The organism is Campylobacter sp., assembly GCF_052169515.1.
In the GTDB taxonomy this organism is placed as follows: domain Bacteria; phylum Campylobacterota; class Campylobacteria; order Campylobacterales; family Campylobacteraceae; genus Campylobacter_A.
In genome coordinates, this window is the sequence record NZ_JBQNCH010000010.1 from 21,335 (window position 1) to 34,032 (window position 12,698).

15 protein-coding genes are annotated in these 12,698 nt (G+C 39.5%); 11 read left to right on the top strand and 4 right to left on the bottom strand.

The window, feature by feature from the left end; translation table 11 throughout:
* Window positions 1-6 precede the first annotated feature (6 nt).
* From ACTTKV_RS04760 to ACTTKV_RS04790, 7 genes are all read left to right on the top strand, one after another.
* Window positions 7-1,443, top strand: a complete 1,437-nt coding sequence (locus tag ACTTKV_RS04760) for a subtype B tannase (protein ID WP_442549504.1) — start codon at window positions 7-9, stop codon at window positions 1,441-1,443.
* Between the two features lie 16 nt (window positions 1,444-1,459).
* On the top strand, window positions 1,460-2,140 hold the full coding sequence (locus ACTTKV_RS04765; protein WP_442549505.1) for a putative quinol monooxygenase: 681 nt from the start codon (window positions 1,460-1,462) through the stop codon (window positions 2,138-2,140).
* Between the two features lie 8 nt (window positions 2,141-2,148).
* Window positions 2,149-2,274: a hypothetical protein gene (locus ACTTKV_RS04770; protein WP_442549506.1), complete on the top strand. Its 126-nt coding sequence runs from the start codon at window positions 2,149-2,151 to the stop codon at window positions 2,272-2,274.
* Window positions 2,275-2,386: 112 nt separating this feature from the next.
* Window positions 2,387-2,620: a YciI family protein gene (locus ACTTKV_RS04775; RefSeq protein WP_442549507.1), complete on the top strand. Its 234-nt coding sequence runs from the start codon at window positions 2,387-2,389 to the stop codon at window positions 2,618-2,620.
* Between the two features lie 145 nt (window positions 2,621-2,765).
* Window positions 2,766-2,840 (top strand): hypothetical protein, encoded by a 75-nt coding sequence (locus ACTTKV_RS04780; RefSeq protein WP_442549562.1) that lies wholly within the window; start codon window positions 2,766-2,768, stop codon window positions 2,838-2,840.
* A 91-nt stretch (window positions 2,841-2,931) separates the two neighbouring features.
* The gene (locus ACTTKV_RS04785; protein ID WP_021091887.1) at window positions 2,932-3,576 is read left to right on the top strand and encodes a ferritin family protein; all 645 of its coding nucleotides are present in this window, start codon (window positions 2,932-2,934) and stop codon (window positions 3,574-3,576) included.
* A gap of 113 nt (window positions 3,577-3,689) precedes the next feature.
* The gene (locus ACTTKV_RS04790) at window positions 3,690-3,980 is read left to right on the top strand and encodes a DUF5339 domain-containing protein (protein WP_087586547.1); all 291 of its coding nucleotides are present in this window, start codon (window positions 3,690-3,692) and stop codon (window positions 3,978-3,980) included.
* A 30-nt stretch (window positions 3,981-4,010) separates the two neighbouring features.
* On the opposite strand, the gene rmuC is transcribed toward ACTTKV_RS04790, so the two are convergent.
* The 3 genes from rmuC to ACTTKV_RS04805 all read right to left on the bottom strand — a co-directional run bounded on the left by rmuC (window position 4,011) and on the right by ACTTKV_RS04805 (window position 8,562).
* Window positions 4,011-5,579: a DNA recombination protein RmuC gene (rmuC, locus tag ACTTKV_RS04795; RefSeq protein ID WP_442549508.1), complete on the bottom strand. Its 1,569-nt coding sequence runs from the start codon at window positions 5,577-5,579 to the stop codon at window positions 4,011-4,013.
* A 79-nt stretch (window positions 5,580-5,658) separates the two neighbouring features.
* Window positions 5,659-7,332, bottom strand: coding sequence for a dihydroxy-acid dehydratase (ilvD, locus tag ACTTKV_RS04800; RefSeq protein WP_442549509.1), 1,674 nt, complete (start codon window positions 7,330-7,332; stop codon window positions 5,659-5,661).
* Window positions 7,333-7,920: 588 nt separating this feature from the next.
* Complete coding sequence (locus ACTTKV_RS04805) at window positions 7,921-8,562, bottom strand: LexA family transcriptional regulator (RefSeq protein ID WP_107692052.1); 642 nt, start codon at window positions 8,560-8,562, stop codon at window positions 7,921-7,923.
* Between the two features lie 241 nt (window positions 8,563-8,803).
* Here ACTTKV_RS04805 and ACTTKV_RS04810 point away from each other — a divergent pair, with 241 nt between their 5' ends.
* Window positions 8,804-8,992: a hypothetical protein gene (locus ACTTKV_RS04810; RefSeq protein WP_442549510.1), complete on the top strand. Its 189-nt coding sequence runs from the start codon at window positions 8,804-8,806 to the stop codon at window positions 8,990-8,992.
* On the opposite strand, the gene ACTTKV_RS04815 is transcribed toward ACTTKV_RS04810, so the two are convergent.
* Window positions 8,931-9,335 carry a hypothetical protein gene (locus ACTTKV_RS04815; RefSeq protein ID WP_107692053.1) on the bottom strand — a complete coding sequence of 135 codons (405 nt, stop codon included), beginning with the start codon at window positions 9,333-9,335 and terminating at the stop codon, window positions 8,931-8,933. The two genes, ACTTKV_RS04810 and ACTTKV_RS04815, sit on opposite strands and share 62 nt — an antisense overlap.
* 82 nt (window positions 9,336-9,417) lie before the next feature.
* Between ACTTKV_RS04815 and ACTTKV_RS04820 the strand changes: the two genes are divergently transcribed.
* From ACTTKV_RS04820 to ACTTKV_RS04830, 3 genes are all read left to right on the top strand, one after another.
* Entirely contained in the window at window positions 9,418-9,636 is a 219-nt protein-coding gene (locus ACTTKV_RS04820) for a hypothetical protein (protein WP_103624406.1), read from the top strand.
* Window positions 9,636-11,672, top strand: coding sequence for a transposase (locus ACTTKV_RS04825; protein ID WP_442549511.1), 2,037 nt, complete (start codon window positions 9,636-9,638; stop codon window positions 11,670-11,672). The genes ACTTKV_RS04820 and ACTTKV_RS04825 overlap by 1 nt, the downstream gene beginning before the upstream one ends.
* 74 nt (window positions 11,673-11,746) lie before the next feature.
* Window positions 11,747-12,676: an AAA family ATPase gene (locus ACTTKV_RS04830; protein WP_442549512.1), complete on the top strand. Its 930-nt coding sequence runs from the start codon at window positions 11,747-11,749 to the stop codon at window positions 12,674-12,676.
* The last annotated feature ends 22 nt before the right edge of the window (window positions 12,677-12,698 follow it).

Sequence of the window (12,698 nt, forward strand, 5' to 3'; positions counted from 1 at the left end):
AAAAAGATGAAATGCATAAAAGGTGCGATTTTGGTGGCTTGCTTAGCTGGGGCGTGCTTTGGAAATGAGCTTAAATTTGACGAGAGCAAGTTTGAGCTAAAAAGTGTGCAAGTTGGCGGCGTGGAGCTTAAATTTAGAGCTTATGAAGGCATAGTCTATGTGGCAAAGCCGGTTAGCGAATATGAGGTCTTAAATTTTTATGTGCCAGAGGGTAAATTTAGCGACCAAAGGACAGCTATTTTCATGCCAAATGCGATCGGTGGCTACATGCCAGCAATGCCTTCAAAGCCAGAAATTCAAAACAAAAAGCCAAATGCCACTCTTGAAGCGCTTCTTAGAGGCTATGTCGTGGCGAGTGTTGGCGCTAGAGGTAGGACGCTAAAAGATAGTGAAAACTTCATTGGTAAAGCACCAGCTGCGATAGTTGATCTAAAAGCAGCTGTTAGATATCTTAAATTTAATGATAAATTTATGCCAGGCGATGCAAATAAGATCATCTCAAACGGCACGAGCGCAGGCGGTGCGATGTCGGCACTTCTTGGCGTTAGCGCAGGGGCAAAAGAGTATGAGCCATATCTTAAAGAGCTAGGCGCTGCAAGAGCAGACGATCAAATTTATGCCGCCTCTATCTATTGCCCTGTTACAAATTTAGAGCATCAGGACGAGGCGTATGAGTGGATGTTTGGGGATCTGGATAAATTTGAAAGGATAGACTTTTCAGGCCTTGATGCAGCCAGCTTTAACGACAGGAGTAAAAAGCCACAGATGGTCACAGGCGAGTTAAACGCCACGCAAAAAGAGCTCTCACGTGAGCTAAAAGCTAAATTTCCAGCCTATCTAAACTCGCTAAATTTAAAAGACGCCAAAGGCCATATGCTAAGTCTTGATGAAAATGGCGAGGGCAGCTTCAAAGAGTATATAAACGCTCTGCTTTCAAGAGCATTTACTGCTACAAAAAGCAGCGACAAAAACACGCTCACACCTAAATTTATCACGCTTGACACGCAGGGCTGCCAGCTTGGATATACCTTTGAATTTGAAGACTTTATTGCCTCGCTAAAACGTGCTAAAGCGCCGGTTGCCTTTGACGGACTTACACTGGAAAATCCTGAAAACGATCTGTTTGGTGATAGCAAAACGCCCACAAAGCACTTTACTAAATTTGCAAAAGAGCAAAGTGGCGGCGAGATGGCGGAGGCTGGTGTCATAAAGATGATGAATGCGATGAACTACACCGCAAACAAAAAAGCAGCGAAATTCTACCGCATAAGACAGGGCACAAGCGACACAGACTTAGCCCTTGCTGTGCCTGCTATGCTCGCACTCTCGCTAAAAAATGTTGGCAAAGAGGTTGATTTTGAAGCAGTCTGGGGGCAAGGACATGGCGGCGACTACGACCTTGATGAGCTTTTTGCTTGGATTAAAAGAGTGGTAGAAAGATAAATTTATAGGAGTTTTGATGTTTAAAAAGCTATTTTTATTAGTATTTTTGGCGGCTTTTGCCTTTGGCACAGAGGTAAAAGTGAGCTTTTATGAGCTACTAGCGACGCCAAATAATAAGACTTTGCTAAAAGAGCTTGGCAGAGAAAATATCCTTAGCTCAAAGAGTGAGCCAGGCACGCAGGCGATATTTTTCATAAGCGCAAAGAGTAAGCCAGAGCTATTTTACGTGCTTGAGTTTTACAAGGACGAGACGGCTTATAAAAAGCATACTAGCTCGGAGCACTTTAAAAAATTTGCAAGTGAGAGTGCTGAAATTTTAGCTAGTAAAAAGGCTTTTAGCGTAAGAAAGCGGGCTGCGTATTCTAAAAATTTAACTCCAGAGCGGCTAAAAGAGGCGTATTTTCGTATCATAAATTTAAACCTCAAAGCAAAGAGCGATGCGAAATTTGAAAAGATCATTAAAAAATATATGCAAAAAAGCGTAGATGACGGCACATTAGCCCAGTTTGCATTTAGCCTAAAAGAGACACCTAACAAATGGGTGATGGTTGAAATTTACAAAGATGAGGCTAGCTTTGAGAGCTACCGCCACAGCGAAAATTACAAAGCTTATGCCAAAGAGCGAGCCGGACTAATAGATGAATTTGATGGCTTTGGTCTAAAAAATGAGATCTCGTTTAGTAAGATAAAATTCTAAGTACTCTTATGAAAAAGATTTCATATTTTGCGCATCGGTGCTTATTGGCACTTGGGCTTTTGCCCGTTAAGGCAGGATGTGAGAGTTTAAAAGATATCAAAATTTTAAATAACGAAATGATAGATGCAGTGTGAAATGAGAGTGGCACCGCAGGTAAGGCTAGTAGCTTTGTTTACAAGTAAATTTAAAGGATAAAACATGTTTATAGTTAGTATTAGTTTAAAAACAGATCTCATACCAAAATAGATGGGTGAGGAGCTTTTTGCTAAGCATAGAGGGTGGTTTATAAAGTATGTTGATGGGGGAAATTTCTTACTTTTTGGACCATTTGCGGATGAGGATCATGCAGACGTTGTGATCGTAGACACTAAGGATCGTAAAGAGCTTGATGAAATTTTATCTCAAGATGTCTATCATCAGCTCGGATATGCTGAGTATAAGGTTAGAGAATTTAAAGCCATTATGAGCAAAATTTTATGATACCAGTGAAATTTTATAGATATGTATTTACTTTTATAATGTCAGCATGTATGGCACTTATAATGTATTTTATGTTGATATATTTTAATCTGGGCTTTATTGACGGATTTGTAAAATTTGGCTCGCAGCTTATATAAAAGCACTTATGGTGGCATATCCTGTGATATTTTTCATAGCGCCACTGGCTGCAAAGTTGGCACACCTGATATGCACTAAATAAAAATGATAGATGTTATTAATAAAAATTATTATTTACTTATTTTAATTATTTGGTTATAATCCAATCAAAATTTATCAAAATAGGAGTCAAAATGAGACAGTACGAAACATACAAATGCGAAAAATGCGGCAACGAGATCGAGGTGCAAAAAGTTGGTGGCGGCACACTAACCTGTTGCGGCGAAGAGATGAAATGTGTGACTGAAAATTTAACAGCGGTAAATTTGATGAAGGCGTTTGCTGGTGAGTCACAAGCTAGAAACAAGTATGAGCTTTATGGTGATTTAGCCAAAGAAGCAGGCTATCATGCAATTGCTAGACACTTTTACGAAGCGGCTGAAAATGAAAAATGGCATGCAAGGGCGGAGTTTAAAAAATATCACGAGCTGATGAATGATCCGATCGATAAGATGGATAAAAATTTACTTGATGCTGCAGCTGGCGAAAACTACGAGCATACGACAATGTATCCAGACTTTGCAAAGATCGCAAAAGAAGAAGAGCTAAGAGATGTTGAGAGACTATTTAATGCGATCGGCAAGGTTGAGGTTGAGCACGAGAGAGAGTATCTAGAGCTTAAAAAGATGCTTGATGAAGAGGGCTTTTTTGAGAGCGATGAAGAAGATATCTGGGTTTGTGAGGTGTGTGGACACGTTCACAGAGGCAAAAAAGCTCCAGGTGCTTGCCCACTTTGCAAAGCTCCAAAAGAGTATTTTAAGCGCGAATTCCTAGGCTAAAAAGCCAAAAATAGCCAAGGTGCCAGCTTTGGCTATAAAATTTTTATTTCAAATTTATTCCCTTATAAGCAGAAAGTACTATAATTATTTTAAATTTTTATAAGGAGAAAGAGATGAAAAAATCACTTTTAGTTTTAGCTACTCTTGGCTTTGCACTAAGCCTAAACGCTGCAGATCTTACAGATACTTGCAAATCATACTTCTCAGACATCGATAAGATGGTTGAAGCTTACAAACAAGCTGGACAAGAGCAACAAGTAAAAATGTACGAAGATCAAAAGAAACAATCAATGGATCAACTTGCTGCACTTCCAAAAGAGCAACAAGACGCTACTTGCAAACAAGCTAAAGAGATGTTTGCTCAAGTAATGGAACAAATGAAAAAACAAGGTCTTTTAAAATAAATTTTTATGGCTAGACTTTCTAGCCATATCCTAATCCTCTTTTTCTAATTCGTTATTTACGCCTATCTCTTTTACTTCTATATCCTTTTGATCATCTGGAGACAAACGTTTAAAATTTTCAAGTCTACTAACAAGACCATCTCTGCCACTAAAACTTGATGCAAGGGCGTTAAAATGTTTATTCGCAGTATTTAGTGTATTGCTAAGTCTATTCATATGCTCGGCTACATTGCGGACTTTATCATAAATTTTAATCGCACTCTTTACGATATTTTTGGCCTCTTCATTGCCACGTTCTATGCGCCATAAATTTGCCACTGTGCGAAGGATAGGCATAAGCGTAGTGTGAGATACTAGTATTACGCGCTTTTGAAATGCGTAGTCAAAAAGAGAACTATCAAATTTCATAGCTTCGATATATGCTGGCTCAATTGGTATAAACATCAATACAAAATCAGGGCTATCAGGTATGATCTCACCGTAATTTTTGCTATTTAAGCTATCTATGTGATTTTTCATAGAAGCAATATGCTCTTTCAGCGCTAAATTTAGTTCTTCTTCATTGCTGGCTGTGATAGCCTTTTCGTAAGCTATAAGTGAGACTTTAGAATCAACTATTAGGTGTTTGCCATCTGGTATCTTTACTATAAAATCAGGAATAAGACGTTTGCCTTCTTCGTTCTTGAAATTTTGTTGTGTCAAGTAATGCTCGTCTTTCACAAGTCCAGAAGCCTCAAATGTGCGTTCAAGCTGTATTTCACCCCAGTTTCCAAGTGTTTTATTGCTACCTTTTAGTGCAGTGGCTAGCGAGTTTGCCTCTTTTGACATTGAGATACCAATCTCACTTATGTGCTTAATCTGCATTCCTAACGCACTCATGCCCTTAACTGATTCGTCGTGGACTGCATTTACTCGCTCTTGAAAGGTTGAAATTTGCTCCTTTAGTGGCTTTAGTAAAAGATCTAAAGAATTTTGGCTATTTTGTGTGAAATTTGCACTTTTTTCTTCAAATATTTTATTTGCAAGATTAGAAAATTCCAAATTTAACTCATTTTTTACTTTGAATAAATTTGCCTCTTGCTCTTTTAGGCTATTTTCTTTTGCTTCTATTTCATTTCTAAGCACAGCCATATCACGTTTTAATCTATTTTCTCGCTCACTTGCTTCAGCTAAAGCATTTTTATTTTGATTTAGCTCGGCTAAAGTTGCGGTGAAATTTGCCTCGTTATTCTTGGCTCGTTCATTTGCTGTACCGATACTCTCTTTAAGCTCGTTTATCACGCGCTCCATCGCATCTTCAGCTTCGTCTTTTTGTGTTATTTTGGCTTTTAGCGTATCTATCTCACCGATGAGTTCGTCGATTCGCTCGTGATTTGACATAAGCCTTGCTTTTTGCTCGCTAATTAGCTGCAGGTTTTCACTATTTTTAGATACTAAATTTGTTAGATTTGATGAAATTTCAAAATTTTCTTGCTCCTTTTGTGTCAAATTTCTTTTTAGCTCGAGTTTATCTCTATTAAATGAGTAGATGACAAATATCGCAATCAAAAATAGTACTCCTAAAAATATGGAAGCATAAAGATAAAAATCTGGTTGCATTTGATGTCCTTAAAAAATGAAGAAATTTTAATATTTTTATAAAAGCAAAGAGTAGTCTCTTTGCTTTTATGGTAAATTTTTATGCTTCTAGCACTGCTCCGTTGCTTGCGTTTGTGACTAGCTTTTGATACTGCCTTAGCCAGCGAGAGGTTAGTGCCTTATCAACTGGCTTAAATTCCGCTCTTCTCTTTGCGATCTCAGCTTCACTTAGGCGAACGTTTATCTCGTATTTATCGACGTCTATATTGATGATATCGCCATCTTTTAGCAAGCCTATCATACCGCCTTCAGCCGCTTCTGGGCTTACGTGGCCGATACTTAGACCTCTTGTCGCCCCGCTAAAGCGACCATCTGTGATGAGCGCCACGTCCGCACCAAGTCCTCGTCCCATGATGAGCGAAGTAGGGCTTAGCATCTCTTGCATGCCAGGGCCTCCGCGTGGGCCTTCGTAGCGGATGACGACGACGTCGCCTTTATCTACTTTACCGCTTGAGATGCCAGCTATGGCTTCATCTTGTGAGTTAAAGCAGACCGCTTTGCCGCTAAATTTACGCTCGCCAACTATGCCGGCCGTCTTGATGACACAGCCTTGCTCGGCTAAATTTCCAAATAAAATGGCAAGTCCGCCAACCTTCGAATAGGCATTTTCCACCTTGTGGATGACGCTTTCATCTTTGATGTCACTTGCTTTTACGCGCTCGCCAAGAGTTTCGCCGCTAACTGTTAGGTTGTCTAGGTTTAGCATGCCGTTATCTCTGCGTGAAATTTCTTTTATCACAGCGTTCATGCCGCCAGCCCTGCCGATATCTTCCATGTGTACATTTGGCAAGCTTGGGCTAATCTTTGCGATGTGGGCGATATTTTGGCTGATCTTATTTAGCTCTTTGATATCTAAATTTACGCCAGCCTCTCTTGAGATGGCTAGCATGTGAAGGACAGTGTTGCTGCTGCCACCCATCGCCATATCAACGACAAGTGCGTTGCGGATCGCTTTTTCATTTAGTATGTTTCTTATCTTAAATTTCTCATCAATGGCGATCTGACAAATTCTACGAGCAGCCGCTCTGATGAGCTCCTCACGCTCTGGCGTTAGCGCTAGGATGGTGCCGTTGCCAGAAAGCGCTATACCCATCGCTTCGCAAAGCGTGTTCATAGAGTTTGCTGTAAACATACCGCTGCAGCTGCCTCCACTCGGACATGCGTTGCACTCAATATCTCTTAGCTCGGCCTCGTCTATCTCTTTGGTCTCAAATTTACCAACCGCCTCAAACGCAGTCGCAAGGTCGATCGGCCTGCCGTCCTTTGTGTAGCCTTTTTTCATCGGGCCGCCGCTTACAAAAATGGTCGGGACATTGACCCTTAAAGCACCCATAACCATGCCAGGGACTATCTTGTCGCAGTTTGGCATACAAACAAGCGCATCAAGCGCGTGCGCGTTCATCACGGTCTCTATCGAGTTTGCGATGATCTCGCGGCTAGGCAAGCTATATAGCATGCCTCCATGCCCCATCGCGATGCCATCATCCACGCCGATGCAGTTAAACTCAAATGGAATACAGCCATTTTTGCGAATTTCATCTTTTAAAATTTGTGCATATTTATTTAAGAAAAAGTGGCCAGGTATGATCTCTATAAAGCTGTTTGCAACGCCGATAAATGGTTTATCGAAATCTTCGTCCTTTAGTCCGGTAGCACGCAGAAGTGAGCGGTGTGGAGCTCTTGTGTAGCCTTTTTTTATTATGTCGCTTCTCAAATTTGATCCTTTTTTAAAATTTTTAGAGATTTTATCACATCTAAAGTATCAAAGTTTTTAAGCTTGACTATAAAAGTTGTGAGGGGGTAAAGAAAATGAGAGTGAAAAAATTTAGCGCACATTTTTTGAAAGCCCCTAAAATAGGCTCTTAAAAGGCTCTCACTCTCAGTTGTAATGCAAGAATTCAGCTAAGACAAAAAATCCCTATTATCCCAAATCAACCCATTTGTCCCAAATTTAAGGAAATTTTTAAACACTACAAGTGTATATAAAGCCCAAATAAACGCACTTTAAAGAGTGTTTAAAACGTCCCAAAATTTATCCCAAAAAATCCTATTGCTTACTAAATTTTGACAATTTTGGCTTAAGGTTCTCAGAAAATTTGGTTGTAAAAAGCAAGAAAAATAGCAATTAAGGAACAGAATTTTTATAAAAATGTTCCTTAATTAAGCTTAATGTTCCTTAGTGTTATCAACACACAGAGAATAGCGCTTTACTATTAAGGAACACAATAATTTTAAATACCAAATACTTGATGAAACTTAAAAAAATATCAATAACTGATTAAGGAACATTTTAAGTTTTAATTTATGTTATGCTCTTGATTACACGACCTAGCACATAAAAAATTTCTTGTGTATCACTTTTAAGCTCGTAGCTACTATACTCTGGGTTTAGACTTCTTATACATATATTGCCATTTTGACCCACTTGAAGCATTTTTACCATTAAAATATTGTTATAGTTGATGACATAAAGTCCATCGCCCACAAAATTTTCGGTAATATCAAGTATCACCCAGTCGCCAGGGTGCAATTTTGGCAACATGCTATCGCCAACAACTTGTGTCATCCTAAGCCTATCCTCTTTAACTGGAAATTTAAAGAGATCCCTTGGGATAAAAATTTTTTGCTTTGTATCGAAAACATCAATACCATCTATGTCTGAAGACGTTCCAGCACTTACATTGTGGCTTAAAACCCTAATATGATACCCATCATTATTCACGTTATGTGTATTGTTTTCATTATCCTTGCCTAGCAAAATATAATCTATAGATATTTTTTCTTTTCTGGCTATATCAAGTATTTTCTCAAGAGCAAGAGTATTTCTACTTTTCCAATTGCTTAATGTGTTTGGCTTTATGTCGTATCTTTTACAAAAATCAGCATCGTTTTTAATGTCTAGTTTTTTATAAATTCTTCCCAAAATAGTATCTATCTTATCCATATTGTGAGTTCCTTTCAAAAATATACACAAAACGTATTGACTTTATTCACAAGTTGTGATACAATTCTTTCAATCCTTTGAAATTATAGCTTAAAAAAGTTTAAATTTTTCAAAGGTTTGAAACAATAGTTCTTTTAAATTTCATTGTTAAGTCGGTTTTTCACAATTTCAAGGATAAAAAATGGAAAAGAATAAACCAAATATATTACAAAGGGTATCTTTTATTGCAAATTTTGCGGACATGATCATAGATTTAGCTGTGATAGCTGATGTGGCAGAGAGAAATAAGATGATAGAAATATTGGCTAACAACATCAAACAGCAAGCCGATAACTTGCAAGATGATGTAGTGGCTGATATGCAATCTCTTAGCAGTAATTTTTCAAGAGGTGATAGGCGTGATCGCAATACAGCTCATGAGTCAGACTAGAAACTTTATCGCTCACACCCTCTGCAAATCCTCGGTAAGAACCACCGATCCAATAAAGGGTATATGGCGTTAAATCAGCCACCTCATAAGATTTTGCAAGCAAATAAACAGCATAAAACCTTATAAGCTCTTGATTTTCTTGCTTGGCTATGAAAGTCGCTCTTGCTTTTGGTGTTTTGCTGATGTATTTCAAGGTAACTGGTTTTAGTGGTAGTAAGGCTTTGGGATCAAAATTATAGTTTAAAAAAAGCTTTTTAGCTTTTTCAAGCTCATTTTTACTCATTTCTTTTGCTATCTCGACCAAGATGTTGTCAAGATTTGATAGATAGTTGTCTATTTTCATAGTTGCTCCTTTTTGGTGATTTTACCAAAACGAGCTAAAAAATACCGACTTAACAATGAAATTTAAAAGGGAAGGAGCAAAAATGATAAAGCGATATTTCATCGAAAACTGCATCAGTATCCGTCAGTGGGCCAAGAAGCATAACCTTGATGAGCGCACCACATATTATGTGATAAACGGCGAGATCACGGGAAGCAAAAATAATTCAAGAGGTAAAGCAAAAATGGTGTTTGAAGCATTGGTCGCTGAGGGTATTATCGATGAGCTACCTGAAAATTTGAAAGAAGAGAAGGCTAGCTAATGTTTTATGTTGAAACACAGGTTGCTTCACTAGTCTTTGGTGTTTGCGAGAGAGGTCTAAGACTAGCCACCCAACGTAACTCCACCAAATACCCCTTCCTCCGCTTGCAAGACGCAGGCACTAGAAGTCGTGGCGGTGTAAAGCTACTCTTTGAAGTAGAGATCGCTGACATCAGCTCTCTTGTAAGAGCCAAAAAGCTAAGTAGCGATGTTGAAATTTATGTGCTAGATAGTGGTACAGAGAGTAAAAACGGACTAAAAATGATGAAATTTAGCGAGATCAAGAACACTAAAACGCATAGCAATGACAACAACGAGCAAGATGAGGGCGACATATATCTTGAAGCCAGCGAAGAAGAGCTTGTCGAAGCAAGAAGAAAACGAGACATCATAAAAAGATATGAGACGAGCGATCTGTCCTCTAAAAAGTTTTGCGAAAGCGAAAGCATCAGCGAAGCAAACCTTTTTAGATGGCAAAGAGCCTATAAGGAGCAAAATTTACGCGGTCTGCTTGATAGACGCGGCAAAAAGAAGGGCTCACATAAGCTTGAAGAGTGGATGAAGGAATTCATACTCACTAAATTTAGAGCTTACGGGGCTGGTGATCTAAACATCACACAGCTTTGGAAAGAGCTTCATTTCGAATATGGTAAGCGAACGGGTAAATTCAGTGCACCTGACTTTCTTCAAGGCAAGGTAACGCCACTATTCGATACTGGCGTGATCAGTAGGTTTTTAAAAGAATATAAAGCCAAGAACATACTAGACACCATCGTCTCAACCAAAGGCATAGATAAAACCATAAGCTACCTTGACCCGGCTCACGGCACACAAGGCATATTCGTGACTAGACGAAATCAGTGCTGGCAGATAGACAGCTCAAAGCTCGATGTCATCGTGCGAGACGGCAAAGGCGGAGTGCAGGTAAGACCAAATATCCTATCTATCATAGACGTATTCAGCGGTAGATGTGTGGCGACTTTGGCTGAGACGTCAAATGCATTAGGCATAACTCGCTTGCTTTGGAGAGCTATTGAGCTTTTAGGCAAGCCTGAGTGTATAAAAGGTGATAACGGTAAAGACTATATAAGTAAAGAATTTCAAGACCTGCTTGAAGGTCTTGGTATAGACTATGATGCTGCAAGAGCCTATCATGGCAAAGACAAAGCCTTTGTCGAAAGACATTTTGGCACGATTCAGCGAAGCAAGATGGCCCATACTCCGGGCTATATAGGTGGAAGTGTTGCAAAGCGCGAAAACATAGAGCAGCAAACCCCTAAAAAAGAGCGACACGCAAAAGATGAGTATGGCTGGATAAAAAAGACCAATCAAAAACATCTACTAACGTATGATGACATGAGGAAGCGATTTGAAACAGCTGTGCTTGAGTGGGATATAACTGCCGTAAAACGCAAAAAGAATTCTCCTATACAAAGGTGGAATAGCGACGATACACCGCTAAAAACTATTGAATATGAGAGATTTTTACTCTTTGCCGGTAGTAAAGGCATCCATAAAGTCAGCAAAAAAGGCATAACGATCGATAAGATAACCTATGTATCGCGCATGCTGCCTGATGTCAGGACAGAGGTTAGAGTAAGCGTGAATATAGACAACGTGAGCGAGGCATTCATATATACGCTTGATGGAGAGTTCATCTGTAAAGCCACAGATAGTAGCTTGATGCAGCTTAGAGCGGATGAATTTAAGATTGCCAATAGACTATTCAATGACAGGTTAAAAGCAGTAAGAAAAGGGGTAAGTCAAGCAAAACTGAGCGAATTCACAAAACTAAATGTGGATTATGATCTGGCTCAAATGCAAGCGGCTCATCAAGAAGCACTCAAAAAAGAAAATAGGATTATTGAAAGCTCAAATATCGATAGTATCAAAGAAGCCATAGCGCAGCAAGAGGCGGTTAGTGAGATAACAAGCGCAAGATTTGATTACTCTAAAATTGAGATAACAGGCGAAGTTAAGAGAAATGCCAAAAGGAGCATTCTTGACATGGCGATAGATAGGGCCAGCGGCGAATAAAGCCTTTTAAATGCGTTTTAACAGCACTTTAAACGTATTTAAAAGATTTTAAATTTTAAAGAAAGGAGCTAATTATGCAATTAGCAGACAGAATAAAAGACTTCATCGAAGCTAATAAAACAAGCGGTATGAGTCAGAACAAATTTGCTACGGCGTTGGGAATAAATCCCGCGTATATCTCGGGATATATAAAGGAAGGCTCTAGCTACAAGTATGCCGACAAAGTAGAAGAGCCAGCTAAAAACTATCTTGACAATTTTATCCAAAAAGTGGACGTTTTACAAGACGAGCTACCGTTCGTAAGAACAAAGGACGCCAAAAGCATACACGCGGTGATAGGCTGGGCGGTACAAGATAGAGACATGGCGATGATAAGCGGAGTAGCTGGCAGCGGGAAGACGAGAGCCGTTCGCGAATACGTAAGAACGCATCCGGACAGCATTCTAATCGAGGCTACCATAAATACATCCGCAAAGAGCCTTTTTAAAATTTTAGCTAGAGAGCTCGGACTAAACGACAAAGGAAGCATAGACGAGCTAATACGTCAAAGCGCGGAAGCTCTAAAAAAGGTAAGCAGAACGATCATTATAGACGAGGCCGAGCATTTGCCGTACCGCGCGCTTGAAAGCTTGCGCAGGATGCACGATTTTAGCCGCGCTACTCTGGTACTCGTGGGCACAAACAAGCTGCTCATAAATTTAACAGCTTCAAAGAGTGGAAACGAGCTAGAGCAGCTAAGCTCGAGAGTCGGAAATAAATGGATACTAGGCGGACTTTCCTATGTAGACGAAGACAAGAAAAAAATAAGAGACGACCTAGAAGCAGTTTGCAAAAACTTCGGCGTAACGCAAAAACCATGCATTGATCTAATAGAAGCGCTAGCTAAAGGAAATTTCAGAAAGACCGAAAAGCTGCTAAGAAGGGCGAAGATGCTAAGCGAATACGCAAAGACCCACATAAACGAAGACGTAGTCAAAGAGGCTACGAAGATGTTGCTTTTATAGTTGTAACGGTTGTAATAGTTGT